Source organism: Qipengyuania sp. HL-TH1, from assembly GCF_036365825.1.
GTDB lineage: Bacteria > Pseudomonadota > Alphaproteobacteria > Sphingomonadales > Sphingomonadaceae > Qipengyuania > Qipengyuania profunda.
The window spans coordinates 2,305,976-2,328,487 of the sequence record NZ_CP142675.1 but is presented as its reverse complement, the minus strand read 5'-3'; the positions used below and the strand labels follow the sequence as shown (position 1 = coordinate 2,328,487).

21 protein-coding genes, 1 tRNA gene and 1 riboswitch are annotated in these 22,512 nt (G+C 64.4%); of the genes, 12 read left to right on the top strand and 10 right to left on the bottom strand.

Annotated elements, in window-relative coordinates; all coding sequences use genetic code 11:
* Positions 1-3 precede the first annotated feature (3 nt).
* Complete coding sequence (locus tag VWN43_RS12040; RefSeq protein ID WP_050599652.1) at positions 4-1,131, bottom strand: HlyD family secretion protein; 1,128 nt, start codon at positions 1,129-1,131, stop codon at positions 4-6.
* A gap of 108 nt (positions 1,132-1,239) precedes the next feature.
* Between VWN43_RS12040 and VWN43_RS16355 the strand changes: the two genes are divergently transcribed.
* From VWN43_RS16355 to VWN43_RS12015, 5 genes are all read left to right on the top strand, one after another.
* Positions 1,240-1,758 (top strand): MarR family winged helix-turn-helix transcriptional regulator, encoded by a 519-nt coding sequence (locus tag VWN43_RS16355; protein ID WP_050599573.1) that lies wholly within the window; start codon positions 1,240-1,242, stop codon positions 1,756-1,758.
* Positions 1,759-2,709 (top strand): MlaD family protein, encoded by a 951-nt coding sequence (locus tag VWN43_RS12030; RefSeq protein ID WP_082737151.1) that lies wholly within the window; start codon positions 1,759-1,761, stop codon positions 2,707-2,709.
* A 424-nt stretch (positions 2,710-3,133) separates the two neighbouring features.
* Complete coding sequence (locus VWN43_RS12025; RefSeq protein ID WP_320181561.1) at positions 3,134-4,936, top strand: flavin-containing monooxygenase; 1,803 nt, start codon at positions 3,134-3,136, stop codon at positions 4,934-4,936.
* Positions 4,937-5,037: 101 nt separating this feature from the next.
* On the top strand, positions 5,038-6,813 hold the full coding sequence (locus VWN43_RS12020) for a DUF885 domain-containing protein (RefSeq protein WP_320181562.1): 1,776 nt from the start codon (positions 5,038-5,040) through the stop codon (positions 6,811-6,813).
* Positions 6,814-6,823: 10 nt separating this feature from the next.
* Positions 6,824-8,596 carry a DUF885 domain-containing protein gene (locus tag VWN43_RS12015; RefSeq protein WP_320181563.1) on the top strand — a complete coding sequence of 591 codons (1,773 nt, stop codon included), beginning with the start codon at positions 6,824-6,826 and terminating at the stop codon, positions 8,594-8,596.
* A gap of 72 nt (positions 8,597-8,668) precedes the next feature.
* Here VWN43_RS12015 and VWN43_RS12010 read toward each other — a convergent pair whose 3' ends face one another.
* The 4 genes from VWN43_RS12010 to VWN43_RS11995 are packed head-to-tail and all read right to left on the bottom strand — an operon-like array spanning position 8,669 to position 14,768.
* Positions 8,669-10,723, bottom strand: coding sequence for a S9 family peptidase (locus VWN43_RS12010; protein WP_330767431.1), 2,055 nt, complete (start codon positions 10,721-10,723; stop codon positions 8,669-8,671).
* A 51-nt stretch (positions 10,724-10,774) separates the two neighbouring features.
* Positions 10,775-12,091, bottom strand: a complete 1,317-nt coding sequence (locus VWN43_RS12005; protein WP_320181566.1) for a PepSY-associated TM helix domain-containing protein — start codon at positions 12,089-12,091, stop codon at positions 10,775-10,777.
* Positions 12,088-12,663: a hypothetical protein gene (locus VWN43_RS12000; protein ID WP_320181567.1), complete on the bottom strand. Its 576-nt coding sequence runs from the start codon at positions 12,661-12,663 to the stop codon at positions 12,088-12,090. The genes VWN43_RS12005 and VWN43_RS12000 overlap by 4 nt, the downstream gene beginning before the upstream one ends.
* Positions 12,663-14,768 (bottom strand): TonB-dependent siderophore receptor, encoded by a 2,106-nt coding sequence (locus VWN43_RS11995; protein ID WP_320181568.1) that lies wholly within the window; start codon positions 14,766-14,768, stop codon positions 12,663-12,665. The genes VWN43_RS12000 and VWN43_RS11995 overlap by 1 nt, the downstream gene beginning before the upstream one ends.
* 143 nt (positions 14,769-14,911) lie before the next feature.
* A riboswitch (TPP riboswitch) is annotated at positions 14,912-15,020 on the top strand.
* 38 nt (positions 15,021-15,058) lie between these two features.
* Here VWN43_RS11995 and VWN43_RS11990 point away from each other — a divergent pair.
* The 4 genes from VWN43_RS11990 to VWN43_RS11975 all read left to right on the top strand — a co-directional run bounded on the left by VWN43_RS11990 (position 15,059) and on the right by VWN43_RS11975 (position 18,759).
* Positions 15,059-15,457, top strand: a complete 399-nt coding sequence (locus tag VWN43_RS11990) for a hypothetical protein (protein ID WP_320181569.1) — start codon at positions 15,059-15,061, stop codon at positions 15,455-15,457.
* Between the two features lie 34 nt (positions 15,458-15,491).
* On the top strand, positions 15,492-17,378 hold the full coding sequence (thiC, locus tag VWN43_RS11985) for a phosphomethylpyrimidine synthase ThiC (protein WP_320181570.1): 1,887 nt from the start codon (positions 15,492-15,494) through the stop codon (positions 17,376-17,378).
* A gap of 52 nt (positions 17,379-17,430) precedes the next feature.
* Positions 17,431-17,519, top strand: a tRNA-Phe gene (locus VWN43_RS11980).
* A gap of 52 nt (positions 17,520-17,571) precedes the next feature.
* Positions 17,572-18,759, top strand: coding sequence for a DUF3800 domain-containing protein (locus VWN43_RS11975; RefSeq protein WP_320181571.1), 1,188 nt, complete (start codon positions 17,572-17,574; stop codon positions 18,757-18,759).
* Here VWN43_RS11975 and VWN43_RS11970 read toward each other — a convergent pair.
* Entirely contained in the window at positions 18,756-19,400 is a 645-nt protein-coding gene (locus VWN43_RS11970) for a DUF2726 domain-containing protein (RefSeq protein ID WP_320181572.1), read from the bottom strand. The two genes, VWN43_RS11975 and VWN43_RS11970, sit on opposite strands and share 4 nt — an antisense overlap.
* Positions 19,401-19,460: 60 nt before the next feature.
* Here VWN43_RS11970 and VWN43_RS11965 point away from each other — a divergent pair, with 60 nt between their 5' ends.
* On the top strand, positions 19,461-19,643 hold the full coding sequence (locus tag VWN43_RS11965) for a hypothetical protein (protein ID WP_253521951.1): 183 nt from the start codon (positions 19,461-19,463) through the stop codon (positions 19,641-19,643).
* 309 nt (positions 19,644-19,952) lie between these two features.
* Positions 19,953-20,105, top strand: coding sequence for a hypothetical protein (locus VWN43_RS11960; protein ID WP_197458160.1), 153 nt, complete (start codon positions 19,953-19,955; stop codon positions 20,103-20,105).
* Between the two features lie 73 nt (positions 20,106-20,178).
* Here VWN43_RS11960 and VWN43_RS11955 read toward each other — a convergent pair whose 3' ends face one another.
* The 3 genes from VWN43_RS11955 to VWN43_RS11945 form a co-directional block, all read right to left on the bottom strand.
* A complete protein-coding gene (locus tag VWN43_RS11955) occupies positions 20,179-20,307 on the bottom strand; it encodes a hypothetical protein (protein WP_255358288.1) in 129 nt (42 codons plus the stop codon).
* A gap of 93 nt (positions 20,308-20,400) precedes the next feature.
* Complete coding sequence (locus tag VWN43_RS11950; RefSeq protein WP_320181573.1) at positions 20,401-20,877, bottom strand: YaiI/YqxD family protein; 477 nt, start codon at positions 20,875-20,877, stop codon at positions 20,401-20,403.
* Between the two features lie 56 nt (positions 20,878-20,933).
* Positions 20,934-21,500, bottom strand: coding sequence for a hypothetical protein (locus tag VWN43_RS11945; RefSeq protein WP_320181574.1), 567 nt, complete (start codon positions 21,498-21,500; stop codon positions 20,934-20,936).
* Between the two features lie 233 nt (positions 21,501-21,733).
* Here VWN43_RS11945 and VWN43_RS11940 point away from each other — a divergent pair, with 233 nt between their 5' ends.
* Positions 21,734-22,078 carry an HPF/RaiA family ribosome-associated protein gene (locus VWN43_RS11940; RefSeq protein ID WP_320181575.1) on the top strand — a complete coding sequence of 115 codons (345 nt, stop codon included), beginning with the start codon at positions 21,734-21,736 and terminating at the stop codon, positions 22,076-22,078.
* Positions 22,079-22,115: 37 nt separating this feature from the next.
* On the opposite strand, the gene VWN43_RS11935 is transcribed toward VWN43_RS11940, so the two are convergent.
* The gene (locus tag VWN43_RS11935; RefSeq protein ID WP_320181576.1) at positions 22,116-22,358 is read right to left on the bottom strand and encodes a DUF2061 domain-containing protein; all 243 of its coding nucleotides are present in this window, start codon (positions 22,356-22,358) and stop codon (positions 22,116-22,118) included.
* Positions 22,359-22,512: the final 154 nt, after the last annotated feature.

Here is a 22,512-nt window from a genome sequence, read left to right as displayed (position 1 = left end):
CGGTCAGTCTCCGGCCGCGTTGCGGATCGAATCGAGTTGGTCTCTAGCGGCGCGCGTATCGACACTCGCGACAACAGACATGCCCGGCACCAGCAGACGCAGGATCTCGGGCGAAGCCTGAATGGATATGCGCACCGGGACGCGCTGAACGATCTTGGTGAAATTACCCGTCGCGTTTTGCGGAGGTAGGATCGAGAATTCTGCCCCGGTACCCGGCGCGATGCTCTGCACTCTTCCTGATAGCTCGAGGTCCGGCAGCGCGTCGATTTCCAAGGTGACGGGTTGCCCCGGGCGGACAAGTCCGAGCTGCGTTTCCTTGAAATTTGCTGTCACGTAGAGGCGGTCGGTCGGTACGAGGCTCATAAGGCGTTGGCCAGGCTGGACAAATTGTCCAGGTCGGACCGTGAGGTCACCCACCCGCCCGGAAATACTGGCCTGGAGCGTGGTCGATGACAGGTTCAGACGGGCGGCCTCGAGTTGCGCACGAGCGGCGTTGGCTTGCGAATTGGCCTGGTCTATCTGCTCGCTAAGCGTGTTCTGTCGGCGCTGTGCCGCCGTGAGCGCGGCGCGCGCTGCCGCGACTTGAGCCTGCGCTTCTCTGGCCTGGGCCTCCAGCTGATCGAGCCTCTCGCGCGGCTCCGCTCCCGAAGCGGCAAGGGGGCGGTACCGGACAACCTGCTCAGCAGCGAGACCAGCCTGTGCAGATGCTGCTGCGAGCTGTGCACGGGCCTGGGCAATTGCCGCGTCCTGCTCTTGTTGCTGGGCGCGTACCGTATCTGCTCCGGCGAGCGACGCGGCGATCTGGGCTTCGACCTGGTTCGTTTGGGCACGATAATCTCGCACGTCCAGCTGGACAAGCGCATCGCCCGACGCGACCGTTTGATTCTCCGTCACTAATACGCGCTCGACGTAGCCCGCAATTTTGGGGGAGATGATGACGCTGTCGGCGGCAATATAAGCGTTGTCGGTGGACTGCTGGAATCTGCCGTACGTCTGATGATTGTAATACCAGTAGCTCCCGGCGAGCAGGACCAGAATGCCGGCGATCAGCAGACCCAGCCGGACCCGCGGACTGGACAACCCCGTCGGACGTGCGCCTTCATCGCTAGCCCCTGCTGTCTCGTCCGCCATGATTATTTCGCTCCTCGCCATCGTTTGAGCCGCTGCGCGAGCGATATAGCGGCCAAAACAAAATGCGAAAGTCCTTTACTATTTTTCTCCGATCGATAGGAATGTCTCATGCCAGAAGATGAGGGCACTCTCGCACTCGACAATGTCATCACCCACGATGATCGAGCGATCTTCATGATGGACCAGATCAGCCGCGCCGCGCGCAAGGCATTCGATGACCGAGCACAGCCGCTGAGCCTCAATCGTACGCAGTGGCGTGTGTTGGCGCAGTTGATCAGAGCTCCTGCCCTGAACCAGACGGACATCGCCAGGAGACTTGAAATCACATCCTCCAGCAGCGGCCTGGAAGACATGACGCCTTCGCGCTTGAGTGACCGGACGCGGCTTGCGCAAGTCATAGCAATATTCGGTCGCCACGGGCGGGGCGGCATCACGCCCGTGTTGGGACTAGGCCGATCTCAAAACCAAAACACATTCGACGCGCCCGGATGCCCCGCTCGTGGCGATTGCGCCAGGGGACGAACCTCGGTCATGTTCTATAGCGGACAACCGAATGGAGCATGCGGGACGCGAACTTTCATTGCACCGGCCCTCTGCCGGACGAACAAACCGCTGGCGGCGTGCTAGATGGAAACTAACGCAAACTTCTCCCTAGTGGCGTGGATCGTTGGCATTCTGATGCTTACGACCATCGCTTTCGCGATGTGGCTAATCGATCCCAGACCAAATCAGGAAACATATCAGATCAAGTTTGATCGCTCCGTGGAAGGCCTTCAGTCGGGATCGACTGTAACACTATCGGGAGTCCCTGTGGGACAGGTAACATCGGTCCGTCTGGCGGAAAATGAACCGGAAAACGTGGTCGTTGTTCTGACTCTCGATCCTTCTGCGGCGAAAGTCCACGGCCTTGAAGCGACAATCAGCACGGATCTGATAACTGGAGAGGCTGCGCTCGTGCTCGAGGGCCGACGGGGTCGTCAGGGCATTTACACCGACAAGTCAGGAAAAAAGATCATTCCCGCCGCGGACGAAACCGGACTATTGGGGAGGGATGCGACCGCCACTGTAGAGACCGTGGCAAATAGCATTCGCGCTCTGAACGAAGGACTGGAGCCAGAAAAGCAACGGGTGATCACCTCCGATCTTGTCCGGCTTCGAGTCACGACGGCCGCACTCGCATCGGACGCCGAAGGTTGGGACGAACGATTGGCCTCAACAAAAGGAAGATTGTTAGACTTAGGGCACAGGGTTGGTGGATGGGGAAATAATCTTCGAGATGCAGATCGGCGGATCTCAGGGCGGAGCGCTTCTGCTATCGCGCAACGACGCCTTCGCCAATTCAGGGAGGGCGTGCAGAACGCTGAAAACAAACTTTCCCAGATAAGGAGTGGCATTCCGGCGGTCGAAGATTCTTTGGTTGAAGGTGAAACGGACCTTCGCGAGCTTAGTCGCGAACTTGCTCCTCTCAGTGAAAAAATCGAAGATATTCAGGTTGAGGGAATTACATCAAATCCTCCCCTCCCAGACTATCGGCCAAAAAGAAGAGAAGCTGGAACGAATATCGATGATTTAAAGTAAACCGAACGGATGACTGCTTCCGGGCAGAGCGCGCAGCCCGTAGAATAGCGGAGATTGGAGCGCAAAGCGGATAACGACCTACTCCGCGGTCAAGTTTGAAATTGAAATTCCGAGTCCTAAAAAAGGCATCGAACCAATACATTAGAGGGATTTTGCGGGCCTTTTGCGGGCTTTTCAGCTTGACCGAAATATCTAAACATCAGAAATTAAACGGAAAAGAAGTTCGAATGTGATGCCTCTTCTGGCACCACTGATTTTCCTTATGACAACCCCGCCCCGCCCCGCCCCGCCCCGCGCCATCGCCCTGTAAAGGCTCCACTGACGCGCCTCTCGCACACTCCAATACCGCACCCTTGTCGTTCTCATCCTTGCGCGACAAGATGGATGGGTTGCGAATCGATACTGGCGCGGCGGGGAGAGAGACATGGCTACGGCCCATAAGGACGGCACGATCGACAAGGAGGCGCTGCGGCGCCGGTATGCGGCGGAGCGCGACAAGCGGCTGCGCACCGACGGGGCCGCGCAGTACAAGCGGCTCGAGAGCGAGTTCACCGATCTTGCCGTCGATCCCTACACTCCGCGCGAGGAACGCGATCCGGTCAGCGATCATGTCACCTTTGCCTTTATCGGGGGCGGGTTTGCCGGGCTGGTCGTCGGCGCGCGGCTGAAGGAAGCGGGGATCACCGATTATCGCATCGTCGAGAAGGGCGGCGACTTCGGCGGGACCTGGTACTGGAACCGCTATCCCGGCGCACAATGCGACACCGCGAGCATGATCTACATGCCGCTGCTCGAGGAAACCGGGCACATGCCGAGCGAGAAATACGCGCATGCCCCCGAGATCCGCGACCATTGCAGCGCCATCGGCCGGCAATACGGTCTCTACGACAACGCGCTGTTCCACACGCAGGTGACCGATCTCGCATGGGACGAGACTCGCCGATTGTGGATCGTGCGCACCGATCGCGGCGATGAATTCACGGCCAAATATGTCGGCATGGGCACCGGTCCGCTGCATGTCGCCAAGCTGCCCGGCCTGCCCGGGATCGAGCTGTTCGAAGGCAAGAGCTTCCACACCAGCCGGTGGGACTACGGCTATACCGGCGGCACGCCCGAAGGCGAGCCGATGACCGGGCTGGCGGACAAGCGCGTGGCGGTGATCGGCACGGGTGCGACCGCGGTCCAGGTGGTGCCCAATGTCGCGCGCGATGCGAAGGAACTGCTGGTGTTCCAGCGCACGCCGTCGAGCGTGGACGAGCGCAACAACCGCCCGCTGACCCGCGATTGGTTCGACGAGGTTGCAGAGCCCGGCTGGCAGAAGAAATGGCAGGAGAACTTCGTCGCCAATCTCGGCATCGGCTTCCCTGCCGAGGACCTCGTCGACGATGGCTGGACCGATCTCGGCAAGCGCATCCGGGCGCAGGTGATCGACATGCCGCCCGAGCAGCGCACGCCCGAAGGCATCATGGCTGCTTTCGAGGATGCCGATAACCAGAAGATGAGCGAAATCCGTGCGCGCGCCGAGGACATCGTCGGCGGCGAGGCGGGCAAGAAGCTGCAGGCCTGGTATCGCCAGCTGTGCAAGCGTCCGTGCTTCCACGACGAATATCTCCAGGCCTTCACGCGTGAGAACACCCAGCTGGTCGACACCGACGGCCAGGGCGTCGAGCGGATCACCGCGAAGGGCGTGGTCGCCAATGGGCAGGAGTACGAGGTCGATTGCATCGTCTATGCCTCGGGATTCGAGGTCGGCACCGATTTCACCGAACGCGCGGGCTATGACGTGACCGGACGCGGCGGGCGGCTGCTGTCGGACTATTGGGCGGGCGGCATGCGCAGCTTTCACGGCCTGCATGTCCACGGCTTCCCCAACCTGTTCTTCGTCCAGCAGAACCAGGCGGCGGCCTTCATTGCCAATTACCCGCACAACCTCGTCGACCATGCCGAGACGGTGGCGGCGGTGGTCGCCCATGCCGAGGCGCAGGGGCATGCCAGCGTCGAACCCAGCGCGGAGGCCGAACAGCAATGGCTCGACTTCCTGCTGACGGGTCCCGCCGCGCGGCTGGGCAGCACCGAATGCACGCCCGGCTATTACAACAACGAAGGGCAGGGTTACGGCGAGCAGGAACGTTTCGCGCTGGGCCATCCGGCGGGCGCGCTGGGATTCTTCAACCATATCGACCAATGGCGGCGTTCGGGCGCGTTCGAAGGGCTCGAGTTTGCCTGAACACCGTTCGCGGGTCTGGGAAAACGCTTTGTCGAAGGGGCTTTGCGGCAATTGCCCGCACGGCTAGCGTCGCGCTACGATCTCAGGGGAGACTGCACATCATGACTACCACTTTCGCGCGCCTCGCATCGGCGCTCGCCATTGCCTGCGCCACCGTGTCCGCACCCGCCGTGCTGGCGCATTCGCACCAGGCCGAAGCGCATGCGGCGGAAGCCGCCAAGCTCGCCGCCCTGTTCGAACGCAGCGAAGCGGACATGCTCGACCGCAATCCGATCGCCGCATTCTTCCGCGGCGACTTTTCCGATGCCGACCAGCTGGGCGATTATTCGCCCGCCAGCTATGCCGCGGACCGCGCGGCGGCGCAGGCCAATCTGGCCGAATTGGCGACGATCGACCGCACCGCGCTGGGGGAGACCGACCGCATCGCCTACGATGTGTTCGAATACACGCAGCAGCGCACGCTGGCGCAGACCGCGCCCGATGTGCTGCCCACCGTGCTCGCTTTGCCGATCGACCATTTCCGCGGGCTGCATGTCTTCTACCCGCGCTTTTCCGCGCCCGGCGCGCTGATGCCCTATGATACGGTGGAGGATTACGAGAACAATTTCAGTCGCCACCGCGCGATGGCGGAGATCGTCGACCAGGCGATCGCGCGTTTCCGCACCGGTGCGGCGCAGGGCATCACGCTGCCGCGCATGTCGGTCGAACTGATGATCGAACAGCTCGATCTGCAGATTGGCGCACCGATCGAGCAGAGCCCCTATTGGGCGCCGGTCGCTAGTTTCCCCGACAGCTTCTCCGCCTCCGAGCGCGAGCGCCTGATCGGCGAGCATCGCGCGGTGCTGACCGGCACGCTGATGCCCGCGCTCGCCAAGCTGCGCAGCTTCCTCGCGGAGGAATATCTCGAGCAGGCACGGCCTAGCATCGCCGCGACCGACAATCCCGGCGGCGAGGCCTATTATGCCTACCGGATCGAAGAGAACACCACGCTGCCGCTGACTGCGCAGCAGGTCCATGAAACCGGGCTGGCCGAGGTTGCGCGGATCAATGCCGCGATCGACGCCGCCGAAGCGGAAGCCGGTGGCCGCACCGGCGCCACCTACACCAGCAAGGCCGACCTCCAGGCCGCGTGGTACGAAGTGGCCGAGCAGGTCGATCCGCTGATGGACGAGGTGTTCCTGCGCCAGCCCGAAACCGAACTGCGGATCGAGCCCTACGAACCCTATCGCGAGAAATTCAGCCTCGCCGCCAGCTACATGGCGGGCAAGGCCGACGGGTCGCGTCCGGGCACCTTCTACTTCAGCGGCTACAACGTCGCCGAACGCGAGCTGGGCACCTCGGTCTCGCTCTACATGCACGAAGGCAATCCGGGGCATCACTTCCAGTCGATGTTCGCGATCGAGAACGAGGACCTGCCCGAATTCATGCGCTACGGCGGGTTCACTGCCTTCAGCGAAGGCTGGGGTCTTTATGCCGAGAGCCTCGGCTACGAACTCGGCCTCTATGACGATCCGGTCGAACGGCTGAAAGCGCTCGAGGGCGGGGAAATGCTGCGCGCGGTGCGGCTGGTGGTCGACACCGGCATGCATGCGCTCGGCTGGTCCAGAGAGCAGGCGATCGAATATATGGTCGCCAATGGCGCGGCGCGCGACTTCGCGGAAAGCGAGAGCGCGCGGTATATCGTGATGCCCGCGCAGGCGCTGGCCTACAAGACCGGCGAATTGAAGATCAAGCAGCTGCGCGCGCGCGCCGAGGCCGCACTGGGCGAGGATTTCGATGTCCGCGCCTTCCACGAACAGGTGCTCAACACGGGCGATATCCCGCTGCCGGTGCTCGAAGCCAAGATCGACGCCTGGGTCGCGGGCGGGGGGCAGTAAGGGCATGGCCATGAAACACAGGGTCCTGCAGGTCGCCTCGGCGCTGGCGATGGCCGGCGCCGCGCTGGCGGCCCCCGCGGCGCAAGCCTGCGACCGGGTCGCGGCCGCGCAGAGCGACAGCCAGCGTCTGCGCACGCTGATGGCCGACAGCGATGCCGCCTTCCTCGACCGCAACCCGCGCGCGGCGTTCTATCGCGGCGACTTTTCCGATGCGGGGAGCCTCGGCGATTTCTCGCCCGCGGTCTATGAGACCGAACGCGCGGCGGCGATGTGCGATATTGCTGCGCTCGCGACGATCGACCGCGCGGCGCTCACCGCGAGCGAGCGGATCGCCTATGACACCTTCCGCTATTCGCAGGAACGCACGCTGGCCGCGACCGAGCCCGACGTGCTCAAGACCATCCTCGCGCTGCCGATCGACCATTTCCAGGGTATCCAGGGCTCCTATCCGGGCCTGTCGGCACCCGATGGCGTGATGCCGTTCGCGGCGGTTGAAGACTATGCCGACAATGTCGCACGGCATGCCGCCTATGCGCAGATGGTCGACGATGTCATAGCGCGCTTTGACACGGGGCTGGAGCAGGGCATCACCCTGCCGCGGCTGACGGTGGAGCTGATGATCGACCAGCTCGACACGCAGCTGGGCGCGCCGGAGGGTAGCAATCCCTATTACGCACCGCTGCGCCAGCTGCCCGAAAGCTTCACCGAAGCGCAGAAAGGGCAGGCGCGCGCCGCGCTGATATCGGCGGTCGAAGGCACGCTCTACCCGGCAATGCGCAAGCTGCGCGCCTATCTGGCGGACAGCTACCTGCCGCAGGCACGCACCAGCATCGGCGCCACCGCAACACCCGGCGGCGATGCCTATTACGCCTACCGGATCGCCGAGATGACCACGCTGCCGCTGACCGCGGAAGAGGTGCACCGGCTGGGCCTGTCCGAAGTCGCGCGGATCAACGAGGCGCGCCAGCAGGCGATCGCCGAGCGCGGCGACCGCCGCCCGCCGGTCTACAAGAACAAGGGATCGTTGCAGGAAGCATGGTACGAAGTCGGCCGGAAGGTCGATGCGAAGATCGGCCCGCTGTTCCTGCGCCAGCCCGAAACCGAGCTGCGGATCGAGCCCTACGAGCCCTATCGCGAGCAGTTCTTCCTCGCCGCGTCCTACCAGCCGGGCAAGGCCGATGGCTCGCGCCCCGGCACCTTCTATTTCAGCGGCTGGAACGCGGCCGAGCGCGAACTGAGCCCGTCCGTCCGGCTCTACATGCACGAAGGCAATCCCGGCCATCACTTCCAGGTGATGTTCGCGGTCGAGGACGAGAGCCTGCCCGATCTGCTGCGGCACGGTTGGTTCACTGCCTATGGCGAGGGCTGGGCGCTCTATGCCGAAAGCCTCGGTTACGAGCTCGGCCTGTATGACGATCCGGTCGACCGGTTGCAGGCGCTCGAGGATGGCGAATTGAAGCGCGCGGTGCGGCTGGTGGTCGATACCGGCATGCACGCGCTCGGCTGGACCCGCGAACAGGCGGTCGAATACATGGTCGAGAACGGCAATCCGCGCGATTATTCGGAAAACGAGGTCGCGCGCTACATCGCCATGCCGGGGCAGGCGCTGGGCTACAAGATCGGCGAATTGAAGATCAAGGAACTGCGCGCGCGCGCCGAAACCGCGCTGGGCGAGGATTTCGACATCCGCCACTTCCACGAACAGGTGCTCGACAGCGGCAATATCCCGCTCACCGTGCTCGAAGCCAAGATCGACGACTGGATCGCCGCCGGCGGCAAATAGTCCGGCGCAAAAAAAAGAGGGGCCGCGCGGTGGAATGCCGCGCGGCCCCTTTTTCATGCCCGCTCGGGGCGATCAGTCGTCGCTGGAAGCCCCGGTGGTGCCTGCCGGAAGCACAGGGCGCTCGGCCGGTAGCGGCGCATCGCGGTCACCCGTCTTCAGATAGGTGTCGAACCAGCGCATCATGCGCAAATTGTAGTCGTAGCGCGCGGCGGCCTTCTGGTTGCCGTGGCCTTCGCCGGGATAGAACACCAGACGCACCGGGACATCGGGCTTGCGGATCTTCATCGCCCGGTACAGCTCGAGGCTCTGGCCCGGATCGACGCGCGTGTCTTCCTCGCCATGCATGATCAGCAGCGGCGTGCTGGCCTTGTCGACATGGAAGATCGGCGAGACTTCGAGCATCGCCATCCAGTCGTCCCACGGCCACTTGCCGCTGTGCACATTGTACATCTCGTAAGGGATGTCGCCCGTGCCGAACTTGCTGACCTGGTTCGAAATGCCGACGAACATCACGCCCGCGGCGAATTCCTCGCTCCAGCGGGTGGAGGACCATGCCGTGGCATAGCCGCCATAGGAACCGCCGGTCACGCCGGTGCGGTCGGCATCGGCGATCCCGGCTGCGACCAGCGCGCGCTTGGCATCGACCAGATCGGTAAACTCGGGATCGGTGTAATTGCCCGTGTGCTGCTTGGAAAACGCGGTGCCATAGCCGGTCGAACCGCGATAGTTGGGCAGGAACACGGCATAGCCCTGGCCTGCGGCCACCTGGCCGGGCTTGGAATAGGCGGTCTGCCAGCCATTGCTGTCATGCGCTTCGGGGCCGCCGTGGACGTTGAGGATCAGCGGAGCGCCGCCGCGCGGTGCGCCGCCGACAGGTTCGATCAGCACGCCTTCGACTTCCTGCCCGTCGCGCGCGGTGTAGGTGAAGGCGCGCTGCTCGCCGAAGTCGATTTCGGACAGCCAGGCATTGTGCTGCGTCCAGCGCTGGAAGGCGCCGTCGTTCCAGACGAAAAGCTCGCCCGGGTGGCGCGGGCTGTTGGCCTCGACCGCCAGCGTGCCGCCCCCCGCCTCGACGCTGGTGAGGATCAGCGCGCCGCCGTCATGCTCTTCGGCCACCGAGCCATCACCATTGTAGATCCGCAGCGCGCTCTGCGCGCCCTTGTGGATCACCGCGGCGAGGCGTCCGTCGGCAAGCCATTCGGCATCGACCGCTGCCTCGGGCGCACCTGCATTGAGCGCGCGATAGGCACCGGTCGCGACATCGACCAGATGCAGCGTCGTCGCCGCCGGGTCGTTCATATCGACCCCTGCGATCATCGACAGCTGCGCACCATCGGGCGAGATCTCGATATCGCCCAGCTTGCCCGGCGTTTCGACAATGCGCACCACCTTGCCATTGGTCAGGTCGAGCACATGCGCGCGCTTGGCGGTATAGGCATCGTCGATCTGCGGGGTGGGCGCGCTGTCGACCACCGCGTGGCGGCCATCGGGCGCGACCTTGAAGGCGCTGACATAGCCGGGAATCGCGACCGGCTTGGGCTCGGCGTCGATCTCGGCACCGACCCGCGCGGAGAACAGCCGCGTCAGCTTTGCCTCTTCCTCGTAGACCACCGAATTGAACCCGGCCTTGGCCTGCTTCGTGCGCGCCTTGTCTTCCTCGGCCCCGGCCAGCATCCAGATCGTGCTGCCGTCGGGCGACCAGGCGTAGGAGCGCACCGCCGCGCCCTCGACCGCGGCCAGCTTGCGCTGCGCCCCGCCATCGACGGGGATGCCCCAGACCGCGGTCTTCTCGTCCTCGTCGGCCCAGGTGAAGCTAACCATGCGGCCATCGGGCGAGAAGGTGACGCCGGAGACACTGATGTCGTCGGGCAGGAAGTCGCGGGCGTTGCTCGGGCCATAGGCCAGCTTGAGCTGCTGCTGCGTGGTGCCGTTTTCCTCGCCGTCGGTCACGTCGGGCAGGCTGGCGGTGGTGTAGGCGATCCGGCTGCCATCGGGCGAAACCGCGATGGTGCCCACGCTTTCGAGCTGGGCGACGTCTTCCGGCGTCATCGGACGGGCCTGCGCCTGTGCGGCGAGCGAGGCGGTGGCGAGCAGGGCGGCGGCGGTAAGCGGCGCGCGAAGGGTCATGGTTGGCAATCCTCTCCTGGAAATGGTGAGGGCCGCTATACCGATGCTGCGCTAAGGGGCAAATCCGCGTGTGGGGGCGAGCGCCCCGCGCTGCCCCGCCTGGCGCGAACGCAGGATCGCCCCGCCCACCATGGCGAGCGTTACCAGCCAGAATATCGCGGCGAAGGGCGCCCCATTGCCAAGGGTCAGCCGGGCCAGCAGCGTGGCGAGGATCGCAACCGGCACACCGATCGTCACGCCCCACCAGCCCGCGCGGATCACGGGACGCGGGCGGCCCTTGCGCGCCTGCTTGTTGAGCCAGATGAAGGTCCCCGTCGTCACCACTACGCTGAGCGCGATGCCGAAGACGATATAGGCGATCTTCACCGGCAGGCCGCCGTAATTGCCGAAATGCAGCTTGTAGATCGACGCGGCGAATTGCTGGCCGGTTTCGCCGTCGGCAAGCCCGGCAGTGCCTTTGAAGCTGCCATCCGCCGCGAAGGCGTAATATTCGCCGAAGATCAGCCGCCGCTCGTGCTCGCCGACCACCTGGACATGCTGGCCGCGCGTCCCGGGATCGTGGAGGATCAGATAGGACACGCGCACCCCGGGATATTCGCGGTTCATATAGTCCAGCACGGGTGCGACACGGGGGAACGGGGCGGGGGCAGCGTCCCCCTCGGGTTCGGCACCGAACACCGGCGCCAGCGCTGCATCGCCGTCGCCGTCATAAGCGGTTTCGGCGAGGCTGGCGCCCGAGACATAGAACAGGCCGATCATCGCTCCGGTCAGCGCGATCACCAGCGCGAAGGGTAGCGTCCACACCGCCAGCCGGTTGTGCCAGTCGAGCGTGGCGACATCGTCCTTGCGGCGGGCGCGCAGGCGGAAGGCGTCGCGGAAGATCCGCGGATGCGCGACAATGCCCGACACGGCGAGCGCGACGATCATCGCGCCGAACATGCCGACCAGCGTCATCCCCAGCACCGGGGGCAGGTTGAGCGTGTAATGCAGCCCGAGCAGGAATTCGGCCCAGGCGTTTTCCTCGGGCGCGGCGATGGCGCCTTGCGCATCGACATGCACCGCCTGCGTATCGGTGGTGACCGTCGTGCGCGGCAGCGCCTCGGTGGGCATATGGACGTAGAGATGCGTGGTCGGCGTCTGTCCGGCTTCGGTGGCCGCCACATTGGCAATGGCGCGCTCGACCGCCTGCGGCGCGATGCTCTCCATCTCGGGCGCGCTTGGCTGTTCGAGCCGCTGCCATTCCTCGTACAGCACGATCGCCGTGCCGCTGACGCAGATGAGATAAAGCAGCGCGCAGCAGACCAGCCCGATCGCCGAATGCGCCGCGATCCCCCGGCGGACGGTATCTTTCGAAAACAGCGCGGTCATGGCCGGCTCCCCATGGCAAGCAGTGGCAGCGATGCAGCGATCAGTGGCACGACCAGCATCGCGATTTGCGGGCGGCGGCTTTCGGCCATCAGCATGGCAAAGGCGAGCAGCGGCCAGAACAGCGGGACCAGCGCCAGCACCATGACATTGGCATCCGCTTCCGCCACCGGCCAGTCGAGCGCGGCGGCACGTATTCCCAGCGCGAGCACGACCGCCACCGCCAGCGCGAGCGGTCCGGTCAGCGCAAAGGTGATCACACCCCGGTGCCAGTCGCCCGGCGCAGATGCGGCGGCCGCGCTTTCGGGTTCGGCGGCGCGGCGCGGCATGCGCGGCCGCTCGAATGCCGCATGGGTCAGCAACAGGCAGGCCACCGCGGTGGCGACCAGCGCGGCAATGGCCACACCCCAGGCGCCGCTCGCCATGCCCGCACCCACGCAGCCCGCGGCAAGCGCCGTCCAGCCGAGCGCGCTAAGCACGGGCGATTTGCCCTTGCGCCCCCAGGACAGGCGCAATCCGGCCACGCCCGCCGCAGCAAGCACGCAGCCGAGCCAGAGTGCGCCGTCCCCTCCCATCAGAAACTACCCCGCAGCGTCAGCGTGTAATTGCGCGGCGCGGCGTAATAGGCCTGCTCCCAATAGAGGCTGGTGAGGTATTTCTCGTCCGCGACATTGGCGATATTCGCCTGCAGCTCGAGATTGTCGGTCAGCTGGTAGCCGGCCTGCAATTGCAGCGTGGCATAGGCGTCCTGTTCGATCCGGCCCAGCGCGGTGTCGAGATAGACATCATCCTGCCAGCCCAGCACCGCGCCCAGCGACAGCCGCGTGGTCGGCTGCCAGCGCAGCGCGATATCGGCGGTGGTGCGCGGGACATAGGTGCGCACCTTGCCGTCATTGCCATCCTCGAGCGACAGATGCGTCAGGCCCGCCTGCAGCAGCAGCCCTTCGGCCAGACGTCCGGTGATTTCGAACTCGACGCCTTCGCTGACCACGTCGATGCCATTGTAGAGCGTCTGGCCGGTGGCCGGATCGAGCCCGGCGGATTCGGCGAGGTTCGACTGCTCTGCACGGAACAGCGCCACCGTGCCGAGCAGCGCCCCGTCGGCGGTCTGCGCCTTGAGGCCGATTTCCATGCTTTCGCCCTTGGCCGCGCCCAGCGGGGCATAGTCGGTCCCGGTTTCGTGCTGGGGCAGGAAGATGTCCGAATAGCTGGCGTAGAGATTGACCCCGTCGATCGCCTCGAACGTCACGCCCGCGAACGGGCTCAGCGCGCTTTCGCTGCGGCCGAAGTCAACTCCGTAACTGATGCCCTCGGATTCGACATCGATGTAATTGGCGCCGCCGACCACGCTCAGCCGGTCGGTGAGTTCGAGCCGCGTCGCGGCAAAGGCGCGCCACATGCGGTAATCGAAATCGGCATCGACCTGCGCCGCGCCATAGGCGGGACGGCCGACTTCCTCGCCGGTCCAGTCGGGCAGCGCGGGAAGCGGGCCCCAGGCGGGATCGGTGAAGGGGGCCTGGCGGCCGAGGTAGCCGAAGCTGGTGTCGCTATATTGCACGCCCACGGCCAAATCGTGTTCGCGCCCGAAGGCACCAAAGCGGCCGCTCAGCTCGGTATCCGAAACCCAGCCGCCGGTGTCGTACTGGTAGGCGCCGGGATAGCCGAGCAGCCCCAGCCCGGTGTCGCGATCGGGGGTGCCATAGACATAGAACAGTTCCGAATCGCTCGAGGTGTCCTGCCGTGTCAGCACCGTCCTGAGCGTCCAGTCCTGCGCGAGGTTCCACGCCACTTCGGCGAAGCCGCGAGTGTTGGTGGTGTCCCAATAGGTCCAGTCCTGCGTGGTCGAGGTGCCGACGGGATAGTCGGTCGGCGTGCCATCGGTGAACAGCAGCGGCAGCGCGCCCCACAGCACGTTGTCGGCATTGTTCTGCTGGTGCGAATAGCCCATCGCGAGCGACAGCGTCGGGGTAATCTCGCCCGCCAGGACCAGCTGCCCGGCATAGCGGTCGGAGGTGTAGTCGCGCAGGTGCGAATCGCCCGTTGTGATCGCCCCGGTGGCGCGCAGGCCCCAGCTGCCGGTTTCGTCCAGCGCGATGTCGAGATCGGCCTCGCCGCGGATCGTGTCCCACGACCCATAGCTGAGCGCGGCCGACCCGCCCGTTTCGCCGGTCGGGCGGCGGCGGACGAAATTGATCGTGCCCGCCGGATTGCCGATCCCCGACAGCAGCGCATTGGCGCCGCGCACCACTTCGACCCGCTGGTAGAACACCGTGTCGAGCGCGCCGCTGGTGGGGCCGTAGACATTGGGCGTGGCCAGCCCGTCGACCATCAGCCAGCTGATGTCGAAGCCGCGCGCGGTGTAATAGGTGCGGTCGGTTTCGACCTGCTCGACATTGATCCCCGGGACCACCGCCAGCGCATCGTTGATCTCGTCGAAGCCGAAGTCCTCGATCAGGTCCTGCCCGATGACCGAGACCGATTGCGGCGTGTCGATCACTTCCAGCGGCAGCTTGGTCGCGCTGCGCGGCGGGTCGTCATCGCGTTCGCCCAGCACCACGATGCCGGGTGCGGCAGCGGCGCTGTCCATGGCCTCGTCGGCGAGCGCGGGCGCGGCGGCGAACAGGCAGGGAGCAAGCGCGGTGCAGGCGAGCAGACGCGCGGCGGGGGAAGCGGTGGACATGAATGATTTCCTCATCTGAACTTTCCGCGCCGCTATTGCGAATTAGTCGCAGGAGTCAAGGCTAGTGATAATCATTTGCAAATAAAGTGTCGAATGCGGTGTTTTTCCCTCGCTGGACGCGGCGCGCGAACACGCCTACAACAGCGCCATCCCCGGGGAGCCTGCTCAGGCTGAGAGGGGCGCGTAGCACCGCCCGACCCGTCGAACCTGAACCGATTAGCATCGGCGGAGGGAGTGGGCGGTACCCGTGCAGGGCCCTGCTCTCCATCCGTCGCGAGGAGAGATTTCGCATGGCCGACGGTATCGATATTCCCGCGTGGATCGCCCTGTTCATCGGGCTCTATTCCGCCAGCGCCGCGATCGGCGAACTGCGCCATCCGGGCGGCTGGGTAGGGATGGTCGCGCATTTCGAACGCGATTTGGGCCTGCGCTTTCTCACCGGCATCGTCTGTCTCGGCCTCGGCGCCGCGATCTACCTCGTCTCGCCCTGGCGACCGGGCGATTGGCTCGCGGTGCTGGTCACCGTCATCGGCGGCGGGATGGTCGTCGAGGGCGCGCTGATCCTCGCCTTTGGCGACAATTTCCTCGCTTTCGCGCGGCGCCTGATGGGCGCTGCCAACCGGCTCTGGGCCGGTCTCTCGCTCCTGCTCGGCGCGGCGCTCATCGTCGTCGCGCTGCTGCGTCTCTAACACTTCCCGCTCTTTTCCAAGGAAGGTCCATTTCATGGCCGACATCAACAGCAAATTCGACATCGGCGTCACCACCGGCCCGATCCGCGGCAGCCGCAAGGTCCAGATCGGCGCGAAAAGCGGCAGCGGCGTGCGCGTCGCCATGCGCGAGATCGACCTCGAGGGCGGCGAGCCCAGCGTGCGCGTCTACGACACCTCCGGCCCCTATACCGACCCTGATGCCACGATCGACATCCGCGCCGGCCTCGAACAGAAACGCCGCGAATGGATCATGGCGCGCGGCGATGTCGAGGAATACACCGCGCGCGAGGTAAAGCCCGAGGATAACGGCCAGCTCGGCCCCGACCGTTCGGGCGGCGTCCCCGCCTTCCCCAATGTCGCCAAGAAAGTGCTGCGCGCCAAGCCCGGCATGAACGTCAGCCAGATGCATTACGCGAGGCAGGGCATCATCACGCCCGAGATGGAATATGTCGCCGAGCGCGAGAACCTGGGCCGCGAACAGGTGCGCCGCGAATTCGACGGCAATTCATGGGGCGCCGAGATCCCCGAATATGTCACGCCCGAATTCGTCCGCGACGAGATCGCCCGCGGCCGCGCGATCATCCCCAACAACATCAACCACCCCGAAACCGAACCCATGGCGATCGGGCGCAACTTCCTCGTCAAGATCAACGCCAATATCGGCAATTCCGCCGTCGCATCGGATGTCGCGGCGGAAGTCGACAAGATGGTCTGGTCGATCCGCTGGGGCGCCGACACCGTTATGGACCTCTCGACGGGGCGCAACATCCACGACACGCGCGAATGGATCATCCGCAACAGCCCCGTCCCCATCGGCACCGTGCCGATCTACCAGGCGCTCGAAAAGGTCGGCGGCATTGCCGAGGACCTCACCTGGGAAGTGTTCCGCGACACGCTGATCGAACAGGCCGAACAGGGCGTCGACTATTTCACCATCCACGCGGGCGTGCGCCTGCCCTATGTCCCGATGACCGCCAAGCGCGTCACCGGCATCGTGTCGCGCGGCGGCTCGATCATGGCGAAATGGTGCCTCGCGCATCACAAGGAGAGCTTCCTCTACGAGCGCTTCGACGAGATCACCGAGATCATGAAGGCCTACGACATCGCCTACAGCCTCGGCGACGGCCTGCGCCCCGGCTCGATCGCCGACGCGAACGACGAAGCCCAGTTTGCCGAGCTCTACACGCTGGGCGAACTCACCAAGCGCGCCTGGGAACAGGACGTGCAGGTGATGATCGAGGGCCCCGGCCATGTGCCGATGCACAAGATCAAGGAGAACATGGACAAGCAGCTCGAGGCCTGCGGCGAAGCGCCCTTCTACACATTGGGCCCGCTCGTTACCGATATCGCGCCCGGCTACGACCACATCACCAGCGGCATCGGCGCCGCGCAGATCGGCTGGTACGGCACCGCCATGCTCTGCTACGTCACGCCCAAGGAACACCTCGGCCTGCCCGACCGCGACGATGTGAAGGTCGGCGTGGTGACCTACAAGCTCGCCGCGCACGCCGCCGACCTTGCCAAGGGCCACCCCGCCGCCAAGGTCCGCGACGACGCGCTCTCCAAGGCGCGCTTCGACTTCCGCTGGCGCGACCAGTTCAACCTCAGCCTCGATCCCGACACGGCCGAGCAATACCACGACCAGACGCTCCCCGCAGAAGGCGCCAAGACCGCGCATTTCTGCTCGATGTGCGGTCCCAAGTTCTGCAGCATGAAGATCACGCAGGAAGTGCGCGAATTCGCAGCGAAGCAGAACTCGGACAGCTACCTTGCGAGCGAGAACATCAAGCGCGAGACAAGCGCTGAAGAGGCCGAGGAAGCGCGCGCGGGGATGGAGAAGATGAGCGAGGTTTACCGCGAGAAGGGGGAGAGGTTGTATCTGCCTAGCGAAAGCCCTTGAAGGCCGCGTTACGCTCCCCACATTGGCTGTCCACCAGCGAGAGCTGGAATCTGGAGGGTTGGCAGAGCGGCTTATTGCGCTGACCTGAAAAGTCGGTGGAGATCTTAGGGTCTCCCGTGGGTTCGAATCCCACACCCTATTTGAGGCCTACCCTTTCGCTCTAGGGTAGGCCTTTTCTTTTTGGTGAAGTCAGATGTACGCATTTGTAGATGAAACTGGTAATACTGGCGGCAATCTTTTTGATGAAGATCAGCCGCTTTTTTTAACAGCGGCACTCATCACGCGAAGTGACTTCGACAGGTCAAAGGCGCGCCAGTTTGATAAGATTCTAGCGGATGCAAACCTTTCTGGCATCCATGCAACAGAATTAGGGGTTGGTGGCATTGAGCCAATCGCCGGGCCGGTGCTGAAGCTTCTAAAGGCAGCGGATGCGCGATTTTTCATTTCACGGGTTGAAAAGCGGTACCTCCTAGCCACGAAATTTTTCGATACTTTCTTCGATAGCGGTGAGAATCCAGCGGTACCTTGGCACGCGTACAATGTGCGACCGTTGCGGCTCATTCTCGCATTCAAGGTTGCCTCTCTAGTCGATGAAACTGTCGCTCAGCTGTTTTGGAAAATGCTGATGGAAAGATCAGAGGCTCGCGCACGAGCGCTGATCCCGGAAATCTGTGCCGCTGTACTTGCTCGCATTGATCGCCTCCCCGATGCTCGTTCACGAGAAATTGTCACTGACGCTCTTCAATGGACGAGAGACCACCCGGAAGGCCTTGATTTCTACCAGACTGGTAGAGAGGCGAAGAATGGGCACATGCCAAACAGCGTGGCATTCACAAATTTGCTGGAGGGTTTGGAAGCTCTTTCCAAGAAATGGGATCGGCCTGTTCGACTGATCCGCCACGACCGACAATCGCAGTTCGAAAGAACCTTGGCCCATTGGCATCAGCTATTCTCGAACGCCCTTCCCGACCCTATTCATTTACCAGGTGAAACTCGCGTACTGCGCCAAGTTCCGGGTTCAGATTTTGAGATTTCTGCGTCTGAACACAGCCCCGGTATTCAAGTCGCAGACCTGATCCTCTGGCTGTTCAAGAGATTCTTAGAGGGCAAGGATATCCCGTATGAGTCTGGCAGACTTTTGTCGTTTGCCATGAAGAGAGGAATGCAGAACGATTTTTCATTCGATGGCGTTGAAAACGCTATGCTCGAGCAATTCGGCGATGCTTTGAATTCGGACCCCTCGCCTGAGCATCTTGAGAAAGCTCGCGAGATACAGGCTCACTACGAGCAACTGCGCCTCGATAATATTGCCGCATATGATCGCGACGGTCTGATGCCTTTTGAAAGGCAGGCGACGTCCTCTCGTCTAGCGAGTGATTAACCTGCCGGTACCAACCGGTCCACCAACGCCCTGAGTTCGCTCGGCGTCGTGTGCCCCGCGACCACCTCGTGATAGCCGATGCCTGCCTTGCGCAGCGCTTCCTTCTTCACCGCGTCGCGCGCGGCGGCGCTGGCGCCGGTGTGGTGGCCCGAGCCTTGGTATTCGAGCGCGTGGACCACCCGGCAGTGCTCGTCCATTAGCGCGAAATCGACGCGTTTGGAATTGACCGCGAAGAAGGCGTCCTTGTCGGGGCTGGCGAGGAATTCGCCGAGGCTCACCTGTGCCATCACCTGCCATTTCGGATTGCGCGCAATCACCGCCTTGTCGAGCGCCTCGAACACCTTGGCCTCCGATTTGTTGAGCAGCGAGCGCGAGGTGAACTTGGCCCGGCTGACGATCTTCAACTGGTCCGCCGCCATATCGGACCGGATCGCCTGTCCCCGCTCCGCCGCCTCGATCTTGCGCAGCCCTGCGCTCTTTTTACCGAACCGCTGCGCATTGCGCCCCTGCCAATACGCCTTGCGCTTTGCCGTATCGGCGCTGGCGACTGCCCGCTCGAAAGCGACGCCGATCAGCGCGCCGACAAGCAGCACGATCAGTAACGCAACGGGGCGATCCAGCAGGAAATTGACGGTTTCCATGACGCATATGACTAGCAGCTTTTGGTTGCGACATGGCTAACGGCGCATTGTAGCGCCCGTATGAACACACCGCGCAATATCCTGCGGGCGCTGGCGAAGTGGCCCATATCCGTCATCCAGCGAAAGCTGGGATCGCCGTCGTTTCGCGCGACCGAGCCAGATCCCAGCTTTCGCTGGGATGACGGGATGATCGACCTCCCCGGGGCCGAACTCGCCCACTGGTTCCGCCGGCACCTCACCTGAGGGCTTTCCTACTCCGCGCAAACCTGTCTTGCTGCGGGCCATGTACGCGCTCCGTCCCCTCGCGAACCACTTCCGCCAAGCCCCCGCGCGCACGCCCGGACTTTTTTCGCAATGGACTGTGGTCCATGCGGTCCATGTGATGGGAGTGGCAGGGGGCAAATCCTCCACATGTCCTACACGCCGCCTGGCCGCGCGCGCGCTTCACCGGCACGCGGGCCAGCGCCTGCAGCAGTTCCGCAATTGCGGGGTCGGTACACTTGGTCTCACGCCCCCTAGCCACCGGTCCCCAACACGCCCATATGCGCGGGCATGGCCGATCTCTATCTCAAGAACCTCGAATCCGAACGCCGCCAGCTGTGGGCGACCTGCCGTCTCAAGGGGCTGGCCAAGGGCACGCCTGAGCGGCAGCGGATCGTCGCGATCGACGAGGCGATTGCCGCGCATAAGGCGAAGAAGGCCTAGCGCGCGCCGCTTTGCGGCAGCGCCGCGGCGGACCGGCGGGGGGCAGGCTGCACCCGCCGCCCGCTCGCATCCGCTAGCTGTTCTTCATGTTCTCCAGGCCCCTGATCGCGCCGGGCTTTTGCGACGGCTGCGAGGCGTTGGTCTTGACCTTTTCCTTCTTGGGCTTGCGGGCTTCGCGGTTCGATTTCTGTCCCTTGGACATGCGTGGTTCCAATCGGGGCGGAATGCCCCGGCCATGGCCCTACGCCTGCGCGCCGGACAAAGCGCGTTTATTCGCGCGGGCAGCCGCCGCGCGCTAGCGGCGCAGTTCGACCATCACCCGGTCGAGCGCCTGGAGGAAGTTGGAGCGGTCGGACTTGCTGAAGGGCGGGGGGCCGCCGTGGGCACCGTCCATCCCGGCGCGCAGGTCTTCCATGATCGCGCGGGTGGCCACGGCGCTGCCGATGCTCGCGGCGTCGAAGGCGCGCCCGTCGTGCTTGAGCACGCGTGCGCCCGCTTTCAGGCAGCGTTCGGCGAGCAAGATGTCGGCGGTGATGACCACGCTGCGGGCGTCCGCATGCTCCGCGATCCAGTCGTCGGCGGCATCGAACCCGTCGCTTACCACCACGCGCTTGACCCGCGCGCTCACCGGCACGCGGAAGGGGCTGTTGCTGACCACGCGCACCTCGGCGCCGAAGCGTTCGGCGACGCGGTAGATCTCCTCCTTCACCGGGCAGGCGTCGGCATCGACCAGGATCGTGACGGGGGCGGCTGTGGGGCTGGGGCTGGACATCGCGCCTGCCTAGCCATCGGCGCGCGCGCGAACCAGCCCCGCGATCGGCGGGCGGATCAATAGGCCCAGCGCTCGGTGAGCATTTCGGCCTTGCCATCCGCGAGCTTCACCTCGGCGGCGGGTTCGCCCGGCTGGCCTTCGCGGAACAGCTCGTAGATCACCGCGCCGTCTTCCTGCACGCTTTCGATCACGCGGACGGGAGTGAACATGTCGGGCGCGGCTTCGGCCACGGCGCGCGCGGGCGCGGGGACATCGGCCCAGGCGAGATCGCGCTGGATCTCGACCACGCGGAACACGCCGTCCTCGACCAGCATGTCGAGTTCGACCTCGCTGCCATCGGCGCGCGTGCCCTCGACGTCGTAGAACACCATGCCGTCGCGCTCCTTGCGCTCGGCCCCGGCGAAGCTCATGCCCGGCACTGCCTCGAGCGCGGCGGCGCGTGCGCCCTCGGGGATATCGTCGGCACCAAGCTCGGTAACCACCGCTTCGGGCCCATCGGCGAGGATCGCGCTGTCGCTGGCCGCGGCCTCATCCGCCTCATCGGCGGGCGCGGGCGAACAGGCGGCGATGCCGACAGCGAATACCAGCGCGGCGGAAGTCTGACACCAAAGAGCGATACGCATGATCCTGTCCCCAAACAGCGCCCCAAGCGGGCTATGACACCGGTGTACCGTTTGCAGGGCGGATTGGCAATTGCGGGCCTGGCGGCGGCGCGCGCGGGCAGGGTGATCGCTTTGGGGGCCGGGTCCTCCAATCGCAGCACCGCGTTCCGCCCGTTCCATCAAACCGCTGGAAACACGCGCACGAATCCCCATCTCGAGGTTAGGCAAGACAACAATGAGAGGAGCCTTCCACTATGCAGGTCCAGTTCAATTCCGACTCTTCGGTCATGGGTACCGAGAACGTCGCCGAACGCATCGAGGCGAGCGTGCGCGAGAAGCTGGCGCGGTTCGAGGAACGGCTCACGCGGATCGAGATCCACGTGCGCGACGAAAACGGCGCGAAGGGCGGGGCGGACGACAAGGCCTGCACGATCGAGGCGCGCCCGCGCGGCGGCAAGGCAATCGGCGTGACCGAACACGCGGGCAAGGTCGACGATGCCGCGCGCAAGGCGGCGGCGACGCTCAGCCAGCGGCTCGAACGGCACTTCGGCAAGGAATCCAAGCACAGCCACGACCCGCGGCCCGATAAGGTGTTGTAAGCGGTAGCGCGGGCGCGCTCCGCCCGGGCTGCGCGTGTCAGCCGGGGACGGAGCGTTCCTCCGCCCCGTGGCGGTGCAGCATGACATCGAGCAGCGCGGGGCGGTCCTTTTGCTCCCACGCGCGTTCGTGGAAGAAGAACACCACCGCGTTGACCAGCGGTTCGACCAGCGCGATCCCGCCCGCAAGCATCACCGACCCGGTGAACAGGTAGGCGACCGTGAACCCGACCAGCAGGTGGAGGACGAGGAAGGTCAGCGTCTTGGACAGGTTGCGTTTCATTCATCGCAGATAGGAGTGCCGTTTGATCGATTGAAGCGATGAATGACGCACAGAGTAATCGATTTTCGCTTCCATCAAGGGCGCGCCAAGACGCATTCGTCGCGCTTCGACCCTCCATTGCTCGCGCAACCCAGCCGCTTTGCCTTATTTTTGC

What these genes read in the sequence shown, in the direction of transcription:
- VWN43_RS12040 (WP_050599652.1), bottom strand. Translation starts at nt 1,131, where the DNA reads ATGGCGGACGAGACAGCAGGGGCTAGCGATGAAGGCGCACGTCCGACG.
- VWN43_RS16355 (WP_050599573.1), top strand. Translation starts at nt 1,240, where the DNA reads ATGCCAGAAGATGAGGGCACTCTCGCACTCGACAATGTCATCACCCAC.
- VWN43_RS12030 (WP_082737151.1), top strand. Translation starts at nt 1,759, where the DNA reads ATGGAAACTAACGCAAACTTCTCCCTAGTGGCGTGGATCGTTGGCATT.
- VWN43_RS12025 (WP_320181561.1), top strand. Translation starts at nt 3,134, where the DNA reads ATGGCTACGGCCCATAAGGACGGCACGATCGACAAGGAGGCGCTGCGG.
- VWN43_RS12020 (WP_320181562.1), top strand. Translation starts at nt 5,038, where the DNA reads ATGACTACCACTTTCGCGCGCCTCGCATCGGCGCTCGCCATTGCCTGC.
- VWN43_RS12015 (WP_320181563.1), top strand. Translation starts at nt 6,824, where the DNA reads ATGAAACACAGGGTCCTGCAGGTCGCCTCGGCGCTGGCGATGGCCGGC.
- VWN43_RS12010 (WP_330767431.1), bottom strand. Translation starts at nt 10,723, where the DNA reads ATGACCCTTCGCGCGCCGCTTACCGCCGCCGCCCTGCTCGCCACCGCC.
- VWN43_RS12005 (WP_320181566.1), bottom strand. Translation starts at nt 12,091, where the DNA reads ATGACCGCGCTGTTTTCGAAAGATACCGTCCGCCGGGGGATCGCGGCG.
- VWN43_RS12000 (WP_320181567.1), bottom strand. Translation starts at nt 12,663, where the DNA reads ATGGGAGGGGACGGCGCACTCTGGCTCGGCTGCGTGCTTGCTGCGGCG.
- VWN43_RS11995 (WP_320181568.1), bottom strand. Translation starts at nt 14,768, where the DNA reads ATGTCCACCGCTTCCCCCGCCGCGCGTCTGCTCGCCTGCACCGCGCTT.
- VWN43_RS11990 (WP_320181569.1), top strand. Translation starts at nt 15,059, where the DNA reads ATGGCCGACGGTATCGATATTCCCGCGTGGATCGCCCTGTTCATCGGG.
- thiC (WP_320181570.1), top strand. Translation starts at nt 15,492, where the DNA reads ATGGCCGACATCAACAGCAAATTCGACATCGGCGTCACCACCGGCCCG.
- VWN43_RS11975 (WP_320181571.1), top strand. Translation starts at nt 17,572, where the DNA reads ATGTACGCATTTGTAGATGAAACTGGTAATACTGGCGGCAATCTTTTT.
- VWN43_RS11970 (WP_320181572.1), bottom strand. Translation starts at nt 19,400, where the DNA reads ATGGAAACCGTCAATTTCCTGCTGGATCGCCCCGTTGCGTTACTGATC.
- VWN43_RS11965 (WP_253521951.1), top strand. Translation starts at nt 19,461, where the DNA reads ATGAACACACCGCGCAATATCCTGCGGGCGCTGGCGAAGTGGCCCATA.
- VWN43_RS11960 (WP_197458160.1), top strand. Translation starts at nt 19,953, where the DNA reads ATGGCCGATCTCTATCTCAAGAACCTCGAATCCGAACGCCGCCAGCTG.
- VWN43_RS11955 (WP_255358288.1), bottom strand. Translation starts at nt 20,307, where the DNA reads ATGTCCAAGGGACAGAAATCGAACCGCGAAGCCCGCAAGCCCAAGAAG.
- VWN43_RS11950 (WP_320181573.1), bottom strand. Translation starts at nt 20,877, where the DNA reads ATGTCCAGCCCCAGCCCCACAGCCGCCCCCGTCACGATCCTGGTCGAT.
- VWN43_RS11945 (WP_320181574.1), bottom strand. Translation starts at nt 21,500, where the DNA reads ATGCGTATCGCTCTTTGGTGTCAGACTTCCGCCGCGCTGGTATTCGCT.
- VWN43_RS11940 (WP_320181575.1), top strand. Translation starts at nt 21,734, where the DNA reads ATGCAGGTCCAGTTCAATTCCGACTCTTCGGTCATGGGTACCGAGAAC.
- VWN43_RS11935 (WP_320181576.1), bottom strand. Translation starts at nt 22,358, where the DNA reads ATGAAACGCAACCTGTCCAAGACGCTGACCTTCCTCGTCCTCCACCTG.